The sequence below is a fragment of the Azorhizobium sp. AG788 genome (assembly GCF_004364705.1).
Classification (GTDB): Bacteria; Pseudomonadota; Alphaproteobacteria; order Rhizobiales; family Xanthobacteraceae; genus Azorhizobium; species Azorhizobium caulinodans.
The window spans coordinates 607,825-626,100 of record NZ_SOBM01000003.1 but is presented as its reverse complement, the minus strand read 5'-3'; the positions used below and the strand labels follow the sequence as shown (position 1 = coordinate 626,100).

The 18,276-nt window shown below is 59.8% G+C and carries 14 protein-coding genes; all 14 read right to left on the bottom strand.

The window, feature by feature from the left end; translation table 11 throughout:
- Positions 1–221: 221 nt before the first annotated feature.
- The 14 genes from DFO45_RS10670 to DFO45_RS10605 all read right to left on the bottom strand — a co-directional run bounded on the left by DFO45_RS10670 (position 222) and on the right by DFO45_RS10605 (position 18,198).
- Positions 222–1,172 carry a GDP-mannose 4,6-dehydratase gene (locus DFO45_RS10670; RefSeq protein ID WP_133864819.1) on the bottom strand — a complete coding sequence of 317 codons (951 nt, stop codon included), beginning with the start codon at positions 1,170–1,172 and terminating at the stop codon, positions 222–224.
- A 3-nt stretch (positions 1,173–1,175) separates the two neighbouring features.
- Positions 1,176–2,150 carry a GDP-mannose 4,6-dehydratase gene (gmd, locus tag DFO45_RS10665; RefSeq protein WP_133864818.1) on the bottom strand — a complete coding sequence of 325 codons (975 nt, stop codon included), beginning with the start codon at positions 2,148–2,150 and terminating at the stop codon, positions 1,176–1,178.
- A gap of 263 nt (positions 2,151–2,413) precedes the next feature.
- Positions 2,414–3,484, bottom strand: a complete 1,071-nt coding sequence (locus tag DFO45_RS10660) for an FkbM family methyltransferase (protein ID WP_133864817.1) — start codon at positions 3,482–3,484, stop codon at positions 2,414–2,416.
- A 158-nt stretch (positions 3,485–3,642) separates the two neighbouring features.
- Positions 3,643–6,717, bottom strand: coding sequence for a glycosyltransferase (locus DFO45_RS10655; protein ID WP_166657097.1), 3,075 nt, complete (start codon positions 6,715–6,717; stop codon positions 3,643–3,645).
- A gap of 156 nt (positions 6,718–6,873) precedes the next feature.
- On the bottom strand, positions 6,874–7,863 hold the full coding sequence (locus DFO45_RS10650; RefSeq protein ID WP_133864815.1) for a GHMP kinase: 990 nt from the start codon (positions 7,861–7,863) through the stop codon (positions 6,874–6,876).
- Entirely contained in the window at positions 7,860–8,804 is a 945-nt protein-coding gene (locus DFO45_RS10645) for an NAD-dependent epimerase/dehydratase family protein (protein WP_133864814.1), read from the bottom strand. Before DFO45_RS10645 ends, DFO45_RS10650 begins: the two co-directional genes overlap by 4 nt.
- A complete protein-coding gene (locus DFO45_RS10640; RefSeq protein WP_133864813.1) occupies positions 8,788–9,759 on the bottom strand; it encodes an NAD(P)-dependent oxidoreductase in 972 nt (323 codons plus the stop codon). The genes DFO45_RS10645 and DFO45_RS10640 overlap by 17 nt, the downstream gene beginning before the upstream one ends.
- A complete protein-coding gene (locus tag DFO45_RS10635; protein ID WP_245518016.1) occupies positions 9,749–11,002 on the bottom strand; it encodes a class I SAM-dependent methyltransferase in 1,254 nt (417 codons plus the stop codon). Before DFO45_RS10635 ends, DFO45_RS10640 begins: the two co-directional genes overlap by 11 nt.
- Positions 11,003–11,042: 40 nt before the next feature.
- Complete coding sequence (locus tag DFO45_RS10630) at positions 11,043–11,975, bottom strand: NAD(P)-dependent oxidoreductase (RefSeq protein WP_133864812.1); 933 nt, start codon at positions 11,973–11,975, stop codon at positions 11,043–11,045.
- Positions 11,976–12,065: 90 nt separating this feature from the next.
- Positions 12,066–13,295: an HAD-IIIA family hydrolase gene (locus DFO45_RS10625; protein WP_245518015.1), complete on the bottom strand. Its 1,230-nt coding sequence runs from the start codon at positions 13,293–13,295 to the stop codon at positions 12,066–12,068.
- 4 nt (positions 13,296–13,299) lie between these two features.
- Positions 13,300–13,872 (bottom strand): SIS domain-containing protein, encoded by a 573-nt coding sequence (locus DFO45_RS10620; protein ID WP_133864811.1) that lies wholly within the window; start codon positions 13,870–13,872, stop codon positions 13,300–13,302.
- A gap of 53 nt (positions 13,873–13,925) precedes the next feature.
- Positions 13,926–15,140: a glycosyltransferase gene (locus DFO45_RS10615; RefSeq protein ID WP_133864810.1), complete on the bottom strand. Its 1,215-nt coding sequence runs from the start codon at positions 15,138–15,140 to the stop codon at positions 13,926–13,928.
- A gap of 134 nt (positions 15,141–15,274) precedes the next feature.
- Positions 15,275–16,681, bottom strand: a complete 1,407-nt coding sequence (locus DFO45_RS10610) for a cytochrome P450 (protein WP_133864809.1) — start codon at positions 16,679–16,681, stop codon at positions 15,275–15,277.
- A gap of 92 nt (positions 16,682–16,773) precedes the next feature.
- On the bottom strand, positions 16,774–18,198 hold the full coding sequence (locus DFO45_RS10605) for a mannose-1-phosphate guanylyltransferase/mannose-6-phosphate isomerase (RefSeq protein ID WP_043878693.1): 1,425 nt from the start codon (positions 18,196–18,198) through the stop codon (positions 16,774–16,776).
- Positions 18,199–18,276: the final 78 nt, after the last annotated feature.

Genomic DNA, 18,276 nt, shown 5'->3' with positions numbered 1-18,276 from the left:
GAAGCTTCGCGACGATCTCTTCCGGCTTGTGCTTCTTCTGCGCCATCGCGCCATCCTCCAAAGGCTCAAAAAGCCTACTTCACGGAGGACCACTTTTCAGGGGGCAGGCCAGATCAGGGTCTCAGGTCACCGCCAAATCCGTCCACACCGCATAGGCTGGTGGGGCAACGTCACCGGAACTGTAGACACTTATGTTCGTTCTCAAACACTCCCGGCGGTTATCACTTGGTCAAGACCCGCTGACGCCACCATTCGAGGACATCCTGAATGGTTGTTGCGAAATCCCTTTGCGGACTCCAACCGGTCAATGCGCGCAGCTTCCCAGTGTCCCCCACCGCTCGCGGAATATCGGAAGGGCGGAGGCGTTCGCTGTCTGTCTCTATCCGGATTGAGGTCGCTGAGAGCGAAAGCAGGTCGTCCAACAGGTTCCCGATGCGCCGGGCCGCGCCGGACGCCACGTTGATGAGATGCCGCTCGCCGTCGCCCATCTGGAGAAGTTTCACATAGGCATCAGTGACGTCCCGGACGTCCAGAAAATCGCGTTCTGCGTCGAGATTGCCCACCTTGATCACGGGCGGAGCTTGGCCGGCTTCTATACGAGCGATCTGCGCGGCGAAGGCCGGCAAGACGAAGCGCTCGTCCTGGCCGGGGCCGGTATGGTTGAACGCGCGTGCAATGATCAGCCGAGTACCCGCCGGCAGAATGTCTTGCAGCATTGTTTCTGCCGCCCGCTTGGAGGCGGCATAAGCATTAAGCGGTTGCGGGCATGTGTCTTCTGTTGCAGGCCCCAAATTAAAGCTGCGACCGTACACTTCACCGGACGATGCAAAGAAGAAAACACCTTCCGGGGCATGATGTTTAGCCGCGACCGCCAGGTTAAAGGTGCCGCCAAAATTGGCACGCCACGTTTCCTTTCTGTCCCCCGCCACGGCGGATTGGGCAGCCAGATGAACGATCAGCGCCGGCCTGAGGTTCTCCAGGACTTCATCGACCGCCCTCTCATCCCGGATGTCCGCCTGAACCAAGCCCCAACCCGCAGGGGCAACGGTGGCTGCTGAGCGGGTCATCAAGACGCGTCGATGGCTCGGAAAGGCCATCGCAAGTTCAGGAGCCAGATAGCCCCCGACGAAGCCCGTACCACCCACGAGCAGCAGAACCGGGAGTGCAGGCATCGCTCATGCCCGGTCAAGGCGCGCGAGGTCTGCGTCGACCATCTCCAGGATCATCTCCTCGAGGGAGATGCGGGGCTCCCAGCCCAGCGTCGCCTTAGCCTTCGCTGGATTGCCGAGAAGAACATCCACTTCTGCCGGACGGAAGAAGGCGGGATCGATCACAAGATGATCGTCCATGTTCAAGCCAACATGTGCGAAGGCAATTCGGCACATGTCACGCACCGTGGTGGTCGTGCCCGTTGCAACCACATAATCATCGGCCACGGCCTGCTGAAGCATCAGCCACATGGCGCGCACGTAATCCTTGGCGTGGCCCCAGTCCCGCTTGGCGTCGATGTTGCCCAGCCTCAGTTCATTCTCGCGGCCAAGCTTGATCCGCGCCACGCCGTCCGTGACCTTGCGGGTGACAAATTCAATACCCCGCAGCGGGCTCTCATGATTGAAAAGGATGCCGGAAGAGGCATGAATGCCGAAGCTTTCGCGGTAGTTTACGGTGATCCAGTGGCCGTAAAGCTTCGCGACCGCGTAAGGAGACCGGGGGTAGAACGGAGTTGTCTCGCTCTGTGCCGCCTCCTGGATCTTGCCGTACATCTCAGACGATGACGCCTGATAAAACCGTGCTGTGGGAGCAACGATCCGGACCGCCTCCAGCACATTCGTCACGCCAACGGCCGTTATATTTGCCGTGAGAATCGGTTGCTGCCACGAGGAGGCAACAAACGACTGGGCCGCGAGATTGTATACCTCGTCAGGCTTGACCTGCTCCACCAGTCGAATGAGGCTCGAGAGATCGGACAGATTGCCGTCAAGCAGCTTTACGTCCTTGTCCACGCCGAGCCAGCGCAGGCGATGGTCCGCAACACCCAGGTGGGAGGAGCGCCGCACGACGCCGTAAACGTCGTAGCCCTTCTCCAGGAGGAGCTGGGACAGGTAGGCGCCATCCTGCCCGGTGATCCCGGTGACCAAAGCCCGCTTCATTGCAAAAGTGTCCCCCGAATGACCCTAGCGTGCATCTGTTACAGTGGTGGAAATAGCCCGTCAAACGTTCCCGCATCGAACTCGGACATCCTTCGGGGCGGATATTCGTGCATATCACCGGCAACGCTTGGCCGATGTCCGCGATAAAGTAACAGGGTTCCGACGGAGGCTTGGTCTTCAAGCTCAGAGTGATCTCGCTGCCCATCCACAATTCGCGCTGGGCCCTCTGGCGTGCTGCCCGAGGGCCCAGTGTCTCCTTCGTGTTATACAAAGGTATGTGCGCGGGGCTTTATGCCACCTACCTGGGTTAAAACTAAGCTGTCCGGGGCCCTGAACCCGATCGAAGATACTGCCCCAATTCGAACGGCCACCTGATCACCGGATCTCGCAGATAGGGATATGTCGCGGCAGTTGGTCAGGAATGTAGGCTGATCAACGTAGTATTTTCCAATTATAGTGTTATTTATTAACGTCTCCAAAAACATGTAACTACTATTAAAATCAATATCACCCCAGATTGCTTCTACAACAAAACGCCCCCCTTCTGTTGGAATATTATACTCAAATATAGTTTCTCCCTTCTGCTCGAAGGAATTTGCGTCGGATGCCTTAAATGTTCGTGAGTGTCTCGATCCGTCAATTTCACCAAAAATAGTTTCTCTGATACGCGACTTATGGACCGCTACGATATTCCGGATTGTCGATCCTTCAAGGAGATCGGCAGACGAGTGTACAGGAGTGTAGTGAGTTGAGCAGAATGTCTCGTAACCCAGCTCCCGCACAAACGTCAGGGCATCATCGTGCCCAACCTCGTGTTCGAAGACCAAGGGCGTGCGGTATAATGAGAGTGTGCGCTCAAATCCGCAGAACGCGTCGTACTCGGCGCCCTCAATATCCAGCTTGCAAAAATCGGGGACGATGGATGTCTCGCGTACGAAATCGTCCAGCGCAAGTGTTTCGATGCCGCCGGGCACGTAGCCCAAATTATAATTTACCACGCGGCTGGCAGCGGGGTTCAAATCGGGGCTGTCCAGATTAACGTAGTGACCGCTCTTGCGCCCGATGGCGCGATTTACAATGAAAACATTATTACAAATATTGGACTTCATGTTTTCAGTAAGTTGCGGCAAAGTCGATGCGTTAGCTTCGAAGCTTACAACATTGCCCTTTGGGCCTGTTAAGCGTGAAAGGATGAATGACATATCCCCCACGAATGCGCCTACATCGAATACGGTATTTCCGGGCCTGACAAAGTCGCGGAAAATGAGCGCGACCGTTGGCTCAGTAGCGTTTCCTTCCCACCACGGGGGCATTGACCTGGTGACGACCGGCATATCTGAGCCTCCTAAATTACACTGCCATCCTAATACGGGTGAAGCGTAAAACCATCCTGTTGAGACACTTCATATGGAAGTTTGTTATCTCAGTTTAGATATTTCTATCCGCGAAGGGGCCGTGTGATGGCAGCGTTCCCCTCTCGCGCCTCGCGGACTTAGTCCTGAAGTTGACCCGCTTTCACGCCGCTCAATTGGCGCACTCTGACACCGATTTCAACCTCAATCGGTGAGTAGCCGAGCGCAGCAAGTTCAACGCGCGGGTGAGGCAGCTTGGGATCCCTGCTCAAGGATGCGAAATATGCGTTCGTGGCCTCTTCGATCCGGCCTGACATTTTAAGTACATGTCCAAGCTGCAGATAGGTGTCGGGCTCCTCCGGATCGATCTGAAGCGCTCTGATATAGGCTTCCTCCGCTTTCCGGATATCTCCGCTTTCCTTGAGGCTGTGACCAAATTGCACCCATATTGGTGCCATCTTGGGATTGACTTCTAGGGCCAGTCGATATTGTTCGGTTGCCTGCGGCCAATTCCGGGCGTCCCGATGGGCATCTGCCTTGGAGACGTAGTAATTGGCGGACATGCGCCGATTTCCTTTTAGGACCTGCGCAATGCGCAGGCGTGGCTGGGCTGAGTTGTGAGCCGAGGGCTCTGCCAGGCGGCCAGGGGCGGCCAGGCAGCTCTGCTGTGTCCGGTCATGCATGAACGTGGCGAGCTTGCGCCATCCAGCAACATCGAGCCCCAGTGTTTCCAGATTGGTCCCGAATTCAACGATTGCGGGATCTTGCAACAGGTGCTTGATGGTGAATTCGTCCACGCCGTGAGGTATCGAAGTGCCGTTAAACCGGCGGGCCGCAGTGAGCACGATGCTCGCGCCCATTGGATAGAGTTCACGGCGGGAAGCTTCGCTTGGACGATCAAGGACGTCCCGCACGCTCGATGCGGTCTTTAAGCTGAGCGCCTTAACGGCATAGACGTCCAGATCAGATCCGACGAGCGTGACAGGCTTGTTCGCGCCATGTGCGAAGTAGATCTCCGCCGGAACGTTGACGCTGTGCCCGGGGAGTATTGCGACGATCTCCCGCGCTCCCGTTATCAGGAGCTGCAGCGCCTTCGGGGACGAGAGCGCGAATTGATCCCGCTGGCCAACGGCGATCGCATCGCGCGGATCGGTAACCAAAACGGCTATGTCCGGATCGCTTTGGGGCAGCCGGGAGATGGTCTGAACGGCTGCCCGATATGCCTCGTCATTGTAGGCAAGTATAAGACGGTTTAGACCAAGCTCAACTGCTGAAAGTCCTGATGACTGTGAAAGCCTAAGCGCATCACGCTTCGCATTTCTCGGATTGGCAGCTAGTTCGGCGTTGATGATTGCAGCAGAAAGGCTGCCATTAACCACGATGCTTTCGTAGAAGGCCCTAAATCCAGCCGCTCTTTCGTTTGTCGTGTTTACGGCAAGTTTGAACTCTTGAGCCGTGTGAAGCACGATGGATCGCGCCTGCAGTCTGTCGCTGACAGTGGGCGCCTGTTCTCCATAAACGACCATCTCATCGCATGTCAGTCCCTCCAGCGCGAGCGCTGAGAGGTCCAGTTGATCGGTGGTGAACAGCGTATCGCTGGTGACAGCGTCGGAGGGAGCGACCAGCTTCCCGACCTCTGCCGCCGTCAGCTCATGACAGTCGGGTTCGTCCTGCGTCAGGCCGTTGAGCAACCTGATCACTTCCAGATGCTTCAGGGAGAAGGCAAGAGGATCGCCGAGGATCACTGTGCGAAGGCTGACATCGCCCAATGCGGAAAGCAGGGATACAGCGGCTTTGACAACCCTGTGGCTTCCATGGTCCTGTATGTCGCTGGTTGTCACGGCCAGCAGGACGCTGGCGCCGGGAGTCGACTTGAGGCGCGCCACCAGCGACAGATGCCGTAGGTCGAGGGGGGAGAGCAGATCCGACAGCTTCAGAAGGAAGGTGTTGAGGTCACCGCTCTTCGGTGCAGTCGACGTAGGCTTACTGACATTATACTGCAGGCCGAACTCAAGAGCCGATATGTTCTCTTTACCTTTCGCCAGTTCAGTCAGAACATGGTGACATTGCGCCGATGTCCGCTCCCAGGAGAAGCGCTGGGCCCACGCCTGGGCACGCACAGTTTCCCATGCGCGGCGGTTCTCATTGATCGTCAACGCCGCCACGATCTGGTTGGTGATATCTCCTACGTCATAGGGGTCGCAATAGCGGACGTAGTCCCCGCCCACCTCGTGGTGGCAGGGAATGTCGCTTGCGACGACCGGAACGCCGGCCATCATCGCTTCGAGGATCGGAAAGCCGAACCCCTCCCAAAGCGAGGGGAAAACGAAGACATCAGCTCTATTGTACCAGTCCGTCAGCGTTTGTTCATCAGTATAGCCGGGAATAACGATGTCGGCCACGGTCTGGGCCTGCTGAAGCACCTTACGATACTGGTTGCCGAGAATGTCGCCCGGCCCGATCACGTCGCCAAGAATGGCGAACCGCAGGCGCCGATGCCGCATCTGTTCGGCGATCCGGGGGGCTGCCGCGAGGACGGTATGGAAGTTCTTCCGTCGCTCGACCGTGCCGACCATCAATATATTGGCAGTCTCAGCGTCATCCTCGTCCTTGCGCCACCGGAAGCTGTCCGCCTGATCGTCGATGTTTCGGCCGCCGCCGAGCCATATGACGTCAATCTTGCGCGCGGCCTCAGGGAAGAATGCCCGGAGGTCGTCGGCGGTGGCCTTGGAGATGCAGAGGAGCTTGTCTGCCTTCTCGACAACGTTCGACAGGGATTTGAAATAGGCCTGCTTGCCGTCCGAACTGCTCATCTCCTCAATCCGGAACGGAATAAGGTCGTTGATGATGCAGGCGCCCTTGATTCCAAACTTCTTGAGCGGCCACGCCCAGATGGGCTCGAAGCATTCAAAGGAGAGTAGACTGTCAATCGCATCCGCCGGGATGAAGGTTTTCTTTATCCCGATCTCTTCAAGGCGCGCAAAGCTGAAACCGATCGATGCGACTTTGAAAAAGCTGTCTAGAGGATAGGACTCGAACGTCACGAGCCCGAAATTGTAGGATATTCCGGTGATTGCGAGGTATTCGACCTCAGCACTCGACTTCAGGTTGCTGCAGATGCCGAAAGCGACGCGTCCCACGCCGCGCGGGCTGGATGCCGTGAGATGGCCTGCCCAAACGCCTACACGGATGCGGGGCCCGACTGCTTTCCTCATCGCGAGGCTCTCCATTCCAGCGGGTGAAGGGACCAAGGGACCTCTCCGCCATGCGGCAGGCGTTCACCAGCCTGCGCAAACCAGGTTTCCAAAAATGCCCGAGCAACAACGAAACATCGGGCGGGTAATCGTCTGAAGGTACGACAATACCTCAGGTCATCCCGTGAGGATTGTGGATCCTGCGGTGTCCAGACCAATGGGTATGATCGCCGCGTTCTTTAGTGTCTCGTTAAAGCGCTTCTGGCGATCAGGCGGAACGAGCATCAGGAGAAAGCCTCCTGATCCGGCACCGCACAGCTTTCCGCCCAGAGCGCCAGCCTCCCGGGCCGCAGCATAAAGCGCATCAATTTCAGGGTTGCTGACCTTCGATGATAGGCGCTTCTTAGTCTCCCACCCGTCGTGCAACATCTCGCCGAAGTGCGCCATCATCCGGTCTTCATCGGCGCCTTCCAGAACGTCAACCGCCTGATCGGTCAAAGCCAGAAGGTGCGAGAGATCGTTGTCGACGGCGCCGGATTTCGTACGCTCCATCTGCTCGTCTAGAGTCTTGGAAGCGAACCGCGTAACGCCCGTGTAGAGCAGAAACAGAGAAGAAGTGAGCGCGGTGTGGCAGGGTTCAGTCATCTGTATCGGCGTGATGCGGGTCCGCTGACCTTCAAAATCAAAACGGTTCAGGCCGCCGAACGCCGCGTGATACTGATCCTGCACCCCGACGTTTTCCTTGAGCAACTCCCGCTCAACAAAAACGGCCTGACGCGCCAGGTCTAGTTTTGTGATCTGCCGGCGCTGGATGGTAGCGATCAGGTTGAGCAACCCGACCGTGAAAGACGACGAACTCCCAAGTCCGCTTCTGGCCGGCAGATCCGCCATGATGGAGAGGTCGAGAGCCTCTCCCACCTTGAAATGATTTATAACGTTGCGAACAACGGGATGCTGAATTTCATCTACATCGCTGACCATTTCGACTTTAGAATAGCTCAACCGGTAACGGTAGTCGAGAATAGATGCCAGGCACAGGCAGGAAATATAGACGTACTTATTTATAGCCATGCCGAGGACGGCACCGCGCGAGCGGGAAAAGTATTCAGGATAATCAGTGCCGCCGCCAAAAAAGCTGACGCGAAGTGGTGTGCGCGAGACGATCATGACGTGACAACTTCCTTGAACGGAGCACTCTCGACGGACAGTCGCACGCCCTGTACGATATCCACCTTCGGATGCCAGCCCGTTTCCGTGAGGAATCTGGACGAATCCAGCGTCTTGTAAGCGGCGCCCTGAAAGCTCCCGCTCGGCGTGGAGATGGCGGCAGGCCAGTCCAGGGCCTCGAAGATGCTGCGCACACACGTTCCGATCGTCACCGGCTGGTTCGCCGTGATGTTTATGATCGTGTTGTTGAACGCCTGATCGGCAGCTATCATGGCTTCGATCTGGTCGCCCACATAGAGCAGGTCACGGACGGTCTCGAGACTGCCCCAGACGTCCAGATGATCCTCTCCCGCGGCCTTCGCAGCCACCGCGCGAGAGATCAGCGCAGCCATGAAATGACTACGATGTTCTTCCACGTGGGCGTGTGGCCCATAGACGGTGGCAAGAATGCAGTGAAGCCATGAAAGCCCATACTGGGATCCATAGACCTCCTGCCCAACCGCGAGCGTTTCCTTCGCCAAAGCGTAGCCACGCACGGACGGATGCGGTACGCCCTGGCGGAACGCACTCTCGGGAATCGGTTTGTCCGATTCCGCGTAGACGCAGGAACTTCCAAGCGTGATCAGCTTCGCCTGCGGCTGGTAGCGCCGCCAGGCCTCCAGAACGTTCAGGTGAATCCGGCTGTTATCAGCGAGAAGTTCTCCCTGGATCTGATACTGGATCGCGCCCGTGCGTTGCTTCGTGATCGCGTGAAGAATGCGAGACGCCACGGCGGGCGCATTTTTAAACGCGCGCTCCACGACAGCGAAGTCGGTAAAATCGCCAGCGGACCGGCCGATGGCATGGCAAGGCCACCCCCGTTGACGCCAATATTCCACCAGGTTCCGGCCAATGAACCCGTCCGCACCGAGGATGATCGTAGGGCTATCTGCGTAAGGCATCTTGATACCACTGTAGGGTGAGTTTCATGCCCTCGTCGAGAGTCCGGAAGGGGGCGAGGCCCGGCAGAAGCTGGCGTATCCGGCCGGCCGTGGCGCGGCGGATTTTCACCCCTTGATTGCTCCCCGCCGGCGGCGGGTTGGTCTTCACGGCGCGCTCCCGGCCGGCCGCGCGCATCGCTGCGTACGCCAGATCCAGAACCCGTGTGGTGCTTCCCGCGGCGCAATTCACGGCGTCATTGACGCCTCTGAGCTTCAGGGATTCAGAGAAGGCGCGGGCCACATCGCCGGAAAAGACGAAATCCCGCTCCGCTTCCGGATCTCCTCGGACCTCGAAGGCCTCCGTTCCACACAGAGCTCGGATCACGAATGCGGTCGCCACGTGGGCTTCGCTTTCATCGAGCGTGTCGAAGGGACCGAACGGATTCGACAGGCGGAAACTGATCGTATTGATGCCTGCCAGACGCGCCCAGAGCGTGGCGTTTATCTCGCCCCAGCGCTTTGACCAGGCATAGGCCGACTCACCCAGATGCGGATGGCGGTTGAGGTCCAGGGGAATCTCGTCGTCCAGCACGGGCATGTCGGCCGGATAAACCGCCATGCTGCTCGCGACCCGGACTTCCTTGATGTCCCGCGTCAGGGCGAAGCGGTACACGAGATCTGTCAATGCGACGTTGGCCGAGAGGATTTCCGCCTGCTGGCGCCCAAAGCTGCTCGCGAAGTAGCGAAAGGCCGCCACATGAATGATGGCCGCATCACGCGGCAGCGGTCCAAGGTTCTCCAACTGCGACGCGGCAACAGTTCTCGTGCTCCCCGGGACTGGACGTCCCGAGGAGTTCACCGCAACAAGTTTATCGACCTTGCCAGCCAGCTCGGAAATGACATTCCGACCTATAAAGCCGCTGGCGCCAAAGACGACAACCGCTTCGGGCAGTGTTGCCGAAGTCTCACTTGACATCGCGTGTACCGCTGGCACTCACCACCTGCACCTTGGGTACAGGAATGATGAATTCCCCGCCCTGCTCGATGAACTTCTGGTTCGCGGCATTCTTGAGGAACTCGTCGGCAAAGTTCCACGCGAGGATGATATACGCGTTCGGCGAAACATCGGCCTCTTCCGCGGCGATCGGTGTACGAACGCCAGGAATGGCGAGGCCAACCTTCATCGGATTGCGTTCAACGGCCTGCTGCACGAGATCCGGGCCGATCCCGAAGCTGTTCAGGAGCGTTGCCCCCTTCGCCGGGGCGCCATAGGCCCAGACTGAACGCCCTGCGGACTTGTAGGTCTGCAACAGGGCCAGGAGCCGGTCCCGCAGTTCGACGACGTTGCCAGCGAACCGCTGATAGGTGGCAATGTCCCCAAACCCCTTGCGGATTTCCTCCGCCTGCATGTCCCGGACGCTATCGCCCACAGGACGAGAGCCCTTCCGGGCCACGTGAGCCTCAATGGAGCCGCCGTGAATAGGAACGAGCTTCGCCTCGAAGACCTCGAGGCCGTGCTGTTCTAGCAGGGCGGAGAGAGACTTCAGCGTATAGTAGCAAAGGTGCTCATGATAAACCTGATCGAACGCGGTGTTTTCCACCATGCCGCCAAGATATATGGCCTGCACGACGAAGACGCCGTCCGATGTCAGAAGAGCCTCGATCCCGCGCACCACGCTGTGAAGTTCTTCCAGATGGAAGAAGACGCCTGCGGCGGTCACAACCTTGGCGGGCCCGAATTCCTTGAGGATGTCCGCGACGCAGTCTTCGTTGAAAAAGCGGTTCCACGTGGGAACGCCGGCATCCTGTGCAATCTTGGCAACGTTTCCGGCGGCCTCGACGCCGAGAACGCGGCAGCCATACGGGGCGTATTGCTTGAGCCAGGTACCGTCATTGCTGCCGATATCGACCACGAGGTCTTGCGGGCCGAGACCATAGGCGTCCGCAATGCGACGGCTGGTTTCCGCGAAATGCGCCGGCAGCGTCTTGGTGGTTCCCGACACGTAGGGGTAGTCGGAGAACATCGATTCCTTGGGAATCGTATGGTCGATCTGAACCATCGTGCACGTGTGGCAGAAGCCCACGCGCAACGGATAATGGGGCTCGACGCCCGGTGTCAGATCCTGCGCCACCAGTCGGTTGCAGTGGGGCTGGTCGCCAAGGTCGACAACCAGTTCCACGGTTCTGCTGCCACAGCACCGGCAGGCCATGTCGAGCATGACCTTTTCCGTGGGCACGTGCAGGTGGGAAGTCGCGGCCTCAGACATTGCTAAACCGCCCGTTCCGCAGCATCCGGTAACCCTTGATGAGTTCCTTGATGCCCGCATCAAGCCCATGATCGGGCAGCCAACCAGTGGCCTCGAGCTTGGCGTTGCTGACGATGTAATCGCGCTTGTCGGGGTCTTCGCCGACGGGCGCCTCAATGTAGGTGAAGCCGGGCACGTGTTCGGCAATGCGAGCGCAGAGCTGGGCCTTGGACAGATTTGCTTCAGAGAGACCCACGTTATAGGCCTCGCCCTTCATGGATTCGAAATTGTCGATGACATGGACGAAGGCCTTCGTCACGTCTCGGACGTGAATGAAGTTCCGCCGGAAATGCGCCTCGAAGAGCACCACGGCCTTGTCGTTCACGGCCCGCCACGTGAAATCGTTCACGAGCAGATCAAGCCGCATCCGCGGCGCCATGCCGAACACGGTCGCGAGGCGAAGGGACGAGCCGTTGCCATGCTCCAGAACGGCCTGTTCGGCCTCAACCTTGGTGACGCCGTAGAGCGACACGGGGCGGAGCGGCGATTCTTCCGTGCAGAATGCGTCGGCGGCCCCGATGCCATAGCCGCTGTTCGTGGTCGGATAGATCACGCGCTGGTCGGCAGAGGTGCGCTTCACGAGATCGACAACCGCATCCCGATTGAGCGTGGTGGCACCGATCTTGTCGCGCGCGCAGAGCGGAGCGCCAACGAGGGCCGCCAGCGGGATCGCGATGTCCGCTTTGGCAAGGAGGGGCTCGACAACAGACATGTCGCGGGCATCACCCCGTACCGGCTCGAAATTCGCGTTCGCGCAAACCTGGGCCAGATAGGTGTCCCCTGCGGCGAACGTGTCGAGAACTGTGACGTGGTGGCCGCGCTCAAGCAGAGTCGGTACCAGGATGGAGCCGATATAACCAGCGCCGCCAGTGATCAAAATCCGCATCGATTCTCCCGCCCTTACCGGATTAAACGTGTCTCGATGGTTGCATAGAGGATGCCCGCAGGCGGGGCAATCCTAGTAGTTGCCACGCCTCTATCCCGCGTGCGCGTCACGTCGGGGAAGCGTGCCGTGAATTATTCCCGACACAAAGACGCTCAAGTCTCCACCCGTAAATAATTTCCCAGAAATACCGGCCGCATGTGCCGCTTCCATATCGCTGTCCCGATCGCCGATCATCAATGAGTTCTCAACGTCGACACGCCACTTCCCGATCAGATCATTGATCATTCCCGGTGACGGCTTGCGGCGATGGCAATGGACGCTGTACTCGGGAATTACCCCGTCGGGGTGGTGCGGGCAATATTCGAAGGCGTCTACGTGGGCACCAGACGAAGCCAGTTGGTCCTGCATCCATCGGTGAAGCACACCGACCTGGGCTTCGGGGTAGTACCCGCGAGCAACACCGGCCTGATTGGTCACGACGAACACGTAAAAGCCTGCGTCATTCAGCGCCTTTACCGCCTGTGAAGAGCCCGGAATCCACCTGACGTGCGCGGGGTCATGAGGATAGCCCGTGTCTTCGATCAGGACGCCGTCGCGATCCAGAAACACGGCCGGACGTCGGGCCATGGCGGGAATTTCATGCTGGGCCCGGCTCAGGTCCTCAGGCACGCCGATATCTATGAAAGGCGCGTCATAGAGGGCACCCCGAATCCGCCGCTCCGCCGCCAGTTGGACGAAGACCTCACCCTCCAGAGAGACCGGGCCGTCCCCGATATGATCGAGGATGCCCTTATCCAGGCAATAGATTCCGCCGTTGATCGGCCCAGGGTTTCCCGGTGCGCGCGCGGCAAAGCCGGTCACCTGCCCCGCACCATCTATCTCCACTTTACCATAGCGGTCGCCCGGGGCGGTGCGGCGCAAAGCCAGGGTCGCCAGGGCATCGCCAGTATGGAGCGGCAGATCCATGAGATTGATGGGAAAAAGGGTATCGCCATTCAGCAGCAGAAATCGGGAATCCAGATGGCACTGGAAGAGGCGCAGACCACCGGCGGTGCCCAGGGGCTCCGGCTCGCACAGCACTTCCACGCTGGCAGAGCCAATGGTCTTGCCCTCATAACGCTCGCGAATCTGCTCGGACTTGTAACCGGCCAGCAATGTGATCCGTTCAAAGCCGAAGCGTGCCACCTCCTCGATCTGCCAATCGAGGAAGGGGCGTCCGTCCACCTGCACCATCGGCTTAGGGGTGTCATCCGTGATCGGGCCAAGCCGCGTGCCGCGGCCACCCACCAGGATCACTGCCTGCTGAACCCGGGATCGCACGTCTTCAGCCCTCCGACAGTGCCGCTTCGACACCCGCGCAGAAATAGTGATAGAGGCACAGATGAACCTGCTGAATGGCAGGCGTTGACCGGCTGGGGACGGCAAAGAGGTAATCAGAAAGCGGAGCCAGCTTGCCGCCGCCTTCGCCGGTCAGGGCGATCGTGGTCATTCCCGCCTGCCGGGCAACTTCGAACGCGCGAACCACGTTCGCCGAATTGCCGCTCGTGGACAGGCCAAGGATCACGGCGCCCGCCTCACCGTACGCTTCGACCTGGCGGCTGAAGACTGTTTCGAAACTGTAGTCATTGCTCCACGCCGTGAGCACAGCGGGGTTCGAGGACAGGCAGATGGCCTTCAGCGCGCGACGCTCCTTCAGGAAGCGCCCCACCATCTCGCCGACGATATGCTGGGCGTCCGCTGCAGATCCGCCATTGCCGCAAACGAGGAGCGGGCGCTCTTTGCCAAGCGCCGCGGCTGTTGCGGCAATCGCCTCTGCCATACGTTGACCGAGGGCGAGCGCACGCGTCTGGGACAAGACGTGCTCGGCATCGGCGAGCCACCCATTCAGATCGGTCATGACGAGAAATCCCCCTACAGCCTGTGTGTTTCGTATGCACGCCTTTAGGATGCTCACCAGCTTTCAAACATCTCGACCAAGCGCTTGGGTGTGTTGAAGGAGCGCCATTTTTCGCGTGCCTGCATTGCGGCCGCACGGTACGTCTCGATATTTGAGCAAACCTGATAAAGCGCCTCTGCAAAACTCAGATAGTCATCGGGATACGCGAGGGCGCCGCCGCCTAATTGCTTGACCTTCTCAGCCATCCAGGAACCGCGAGGGACGATCACAGGTATGCCTGCGCCGGTCGCATCCGCGTAAATACCAGATGTCTGGCTGTGATAGTATGTCAAAAGATACGGAACCATGATGACATCACAGTTGAGCACGAATTTGTCATACTCATCGCTGTCAAACGCCTCATGATAGAGGTGCACGTTATCAAATCGTTGAAGTGCCGCTATTGATCTGTGAAAGAATTCGGCATTCTTGTCGTGAATGAACGAATGAAAATGGAACTCGACCTTGTCGGCGATATCGGTCTGGGCGATCTGCTCCACGACGAACGGCAGAAGTTGATACCCCTTGTGATACCTAGCCTCGCCCACGTATCCCACACGGATCCGCTGGTCACCAGTGTTCGCAGCGGTCTGGGGTTCAGCAAAATGCGAGTGTGGAAACGGTGATAATTCCACCTGAAGACGAGTATAGTTCTTGTACTCGTCAATCAATGTCTCTGCATCCGCATAAAGATGTATGTTCTCGCCGCATGGGCTGTTCTCGATCCTGCGGAAAGATTCGATATAAAAAGGAAGCGATGGATCGTACTGGAATCGCTCGGGCTCGGCGGTGAAATGGAGCAGGAGGGCGACATGCGGCCGACGTGTCTCCGGCAGTTGCTCCAGCCAGTCCACGACACCGCACATGGCCCAATGGCGTATCGAATTGATGATGATCTTGTCGGAGGACGAAAAGCTGAATTGTTCGTCCAGCCGCCGCAGGTCATCCATGATGGCGCGATCATGCCCGGCTTTGATCGCCGCAAGATTTTCCTCTTCCGGCAATCCCGTGGGCTGTCCCACATTCCTCTCGTCGCACCAGAACGTAAAAGCTGAAAGAACACCCAGCTCCGCCAAAGCAAGATCGCGAAATCTGTGACCGATGACGAAAACGTCGCGACCTTCCTGCTCCAGAACCTTCTTGATGGGCTCAAAGTAGGCATAGCAGTGACCGGAAAATCCGATCAGACTCTGGTCGCATAAGAAATACCTGCCGTAGGCGCTCGACATGTGTGGTCTCTGATCTGATCGAAAGAAGTTGTCGTGGTGCGCGGTCCGCTTATCCCGCCAGAAGCGATCTAAAGGTGGTCGCTAACGTATGTGGTCGCATCGCCGAAGCGGTGGCCCGAAGTGTGAGTGCGTTCTCATCCACGCACCTCCGCCGTCACCGGCAACCCGCCCGCTGGCCTTAGCGTCAGGCGGCTGACCGGTTCGACCTTGGTGCCGGGCACCACGCGGATGCGAAACTGCTGGGTGAGGATGGCGAAGCACAGGATGGCTTCCGTGAGCCCGAAGGCGAGGCCCGCGCAGATGCGGGGGCCGATGGCGAAGGGAACGTAGGTGTAGGGCGTCGGGCGGTCGGTGAGGAAGCGCTCGGGGCGGAAGCGCTCCGGCTGGTCCCACAGGCCCTCGGAGCGGTGCAGCAGCCACGGAACCACCACCACCAGCGCGGCCGGGTCGATGTCGATGCCGGCGATGGTGTCGGCGTCCTTCGCCTGCCGGGCCAGGATGGGCACCGGCGGATACAGGCGCAGCGTCTCCTCGATGACCGCGCGGCACCAGTCGAGCTGCGCCACGTCGTCCACGGTGGGCGTGCGGCTGCCGCAGACGCGGTCGAGTTCCGCCAGCACAGCCTCTTCCACCCACGGCGCGTTCGAGATGAGATACCACGCCCAGGTGAGCACGCCGGCCGTGGTCTCGTGACCGGCCATGAAGATGGTCGCCGCCTCGTTGCGCAGGGCGGAGACGTCAAGGCCGAGGTCGGGGCTCTTCTGCTGGCGCTTCACCAGCAGGTCGAGCATGGAATCATGCTCGCCGCGCCCTTCCAGATGGTCCGTCACCACCTTGTCGATCACCCGGTCGAGCTGAGCCACCGAGCGGCGCAGGCGCGGGCCCCGGAACACCGGCAGGCCCTCGTTGGCACCGAGGAAATAGCCGATGTTGAAATTGTCGATGAGGCCCTGATAGCGGGTGAAGGCGTCCACCACGTCATGGGCCGCCCGGGCACCGAGCTCGTTGCCGAAGACGGCCCGCGAGATGATCTCGGCGGTGAGCTCCGCCATCTCGGTGAGTGCGTTGAAGGGTTCCCCGGCCGGGCGCGCGCGCCAGCGCTCCACGAAGGAGAGCGTCACCGCTTCCATGGTGAGGCCGAAGGCCGGCACCCGGTTCTTGTGCACGATGTCGCTGACCAGCGGCCGCCGCCGCCGCCAGGTTTCGCCGTCGGAGATGAAGAGGCCGTCGCCGAGCAGATTTTCCAACGCCCGACGCATCTGCGGGCTCTTGCGCTCGTAATTGTCATGGCGGGTGGCCATGACGTACTTCACGGTCTCCGGGGAATTGGCGAGGAACACCTGCCGGCCGAACAGGCGCATGTCGCCATGGGTCGGACGGTAGTCGTTCACGTGCCAGAGCGAGATCAGGTTGCGCTTGGCGGCGAGGATCAGGTCGAGCGGCGGCAGGCGCTTGTCGTGCGGACGCGGACGGGCGGGGGCGAACCAGTCTGGTCCCCGCTCTTCCAGGATCGGCGCCGGCTTTTGCAAGAGCTGCAGCATGGGTCCGCTTCAAATCCCCGGCCCCGGGCCGGCGATGGTGGGTGATTTCGCCCATCCGCACGGCACCAATAAGGCCGTGCGGATGGAAAAGGTCACTGGCGGCTGTAGACGTCTTCCAGCCGCACGATGTCGTCCTCGCCGAGGTACGAGCCGGTCTGGACCTCGATGAGTTCCAGCGGGATGCGGCCGGGGTTGGCGAGACGGTGCACGCTGCCGCAGGGCAGATAGGTGGATTCGTTCTCGTTCACCGTGAACACCTTGTCGTCCACGGTCACCTCGGCGGTGCCGCGCACCACCACCCAATGCTCGGCGCGGTGATAGTGCTTCTGGAGCGAGAGCTTGCCGCCCGGTTCGACCACGATCTTCTTCACGTGGAAGCGGTCGCCGCGGCAGATGGTCTGGTAGGTGCCCCAGGGCCGGTGCATCTTGAGGTGCTCGTTCACCTCGTTCCGCTTGGCGGAGCTGAGCTCGCTCACCAGCTTCTTCACGTCCTGGCTGCGCTCGGAAGGCATCACCAGGATGGCGTCGTCGGTGGCCACCACCGAAATGCCGTCGAGGCCGATGCCGGCCACCAGCTTGCCGTCCGTATAGACGTAGGAATTGCGGCTATCCATCAGCGAGACGGAGCCGTGGGTCACGTTGCCATGCGCGTCCTGCGCATTCACGTCATGGACCGCGTCCCAGGCGCCGATATCGGACCAGCCGAAGTCGCCGGCCACCACCGCCGCGGCCTGCGTGTGTTCCAGCACCGCGAAATCGATGGAGATGGCCTTGGAAGCGGAGAATTCCGCGCTGTCGAGGTTGAGGAAGGTGAGGTCCGGCTTCGCCTTGGCGATGGCGGCCTCCGCGTGCGCGGTCATTTCGGGCTCGAGCCGCGCCCCTTCCTCCAGCATCAGGCCGGCGGGGAAGAGGAAGTTGCCGGAGTTCCAGAGATAGCCATCGGCCACATAGCGGGCCGCGGTCTCGGCGTCGGGCTTTTCCACGAAGCGGTCCACGAGCGCCGCATCGGTGCCCTCCACCACGGTGCCCGGCTTGATGTAGCCATAGGCGGTGCTGGGGCCCTGCGGACGGATCCCGAACGTGACGATATGGCCCTTGGATGCGGCTTCGGCCGCGCTGTTCACGCAGGCGCGGAAGGCGTCGGGATTGGACACCACATGGTCGGCGGCGAGGGCCAGCACCAGTGTCTCGGGGCCGTGCTGGTCGCGCACATAAGCGGCGGCCGCGAGGAGCGCGGGGCCGCTGTCCCGGCGCACGGGCTCCAGCAGGACGGTCGGATGGATTTCGATCTCGGCAGCCTGCCGCTTGGCGAAGAAGCGGAAGTCGGTTCCGGTGATGACGACGGGGGGCAGGAACACGTCGCTCTCGGCGACACGCAACAGGGTGTCCTGATAGAGCGTATTTTCCGAGACGAGGGCGATGAACTGCTTGGGTAAGCTCTGGCGCGACAGTGGCCACAGTCTGGTGCCGGTTCCTCCCGCAAGGATCACAGGCACGATTTTGTGTCGCGACACCATCAAAGGCCCCTGCAGTCTGTATTTTTAAATCGCACGCTATTTCGCGCACATGCGTGCGTCGCACCAAAGCGGGTTCTT

Coding starts and splice junctions, on each gene's coding strand:
- DFO45_RS10655 (WP_166657097.1), bottom strand. CDS start 6,717: ATGAGGAAAGCAGTCGGGCCCCGCATCCGTGTAGGCGTTTGGGCAGGC.
- DFO45_RS10620 (WP_133864811.1), bottom strand. CDS start 13,872: ATGACCGATCTGAATGGGTGGCTCGCCGATGCCGAGCACGTCTTGTCC.
- DFO45_RS10650 (WP_133864815.1), bottom strand. CDS start 7,863: ATGATCGTCTCGCGCACACCACTTCGCGTCAGCTTTTTTGGCGGCGGC.
- DFO45_RS10605 (WP_043878693.1), bottom strand. CDS start 18,198: ATGGTGTCGCGACACAAAATCGTGCCTGTGATCCTTGCGGGAGGAACC.
- DFO45_RS10615 (WP_133864810.1), bottom strand. CDS start 15,140: ATGTCGAGCGCCTACGGCAGGTATTTCTTATGCGACCAGAGTCTGATC.
- DFO45_RS10660 (WP_133864817.1), bottom strand. CDS start 3,484: ATGCCGGTCGTCACCAGGTCAATGCCCCCGTGGTGGGAAGGAAACGCT.
- DFO45_RS10670 (WP_133864819.1), bottom strand. CDS start 1,172: ATGCCTGCACTCCCGGTTCTGCTGCTCGTGGGTGGTACGGGCTTCGTC.
- DFO45_RS10610 (WP_133864809.1), bottom strand. CDS start 16,681: ATGCTGCAGCTCTTGCAAAAGCCGGCGCCGATCCTGGAAGAGCGGGGA.
- gmd (WP_133864818.1), bottom strand. CDS start 2,150: ATGAAGCGGGCTTTGGTCACCGGGATCACCGGGCAGGATGGCGCCTAC.
- DFO45_RS10645 (WP_133864814.1), bottom strand. CDS start 8,804: ATGCCTTACGCAGATAGCCCTACGATCATCCTCGGTGCGGACGGGTTC.
- DFO45_RS10640 (WP_133864813.1), bottom strand. CDS start 9,759: ATGTCAAGTGAGACTTCGGCAACACTGCCCGAAGCGGTTGTCGTCTTT.
- DFO45_RS10635 (WP_245518016.1), bottom strand. CDS start 11,002: ATGCTCGACATGGCCTGCCGGTGCTGTGGCAGCAGAACCGTGGAACTG.
- DFO45_RS10630 (WP_133864812.1), bottom strand. CDS start 11,975: ATGCGGATTTTGATCACTGGCGGCGCTGGTTATATCGGCTCCATCCTG.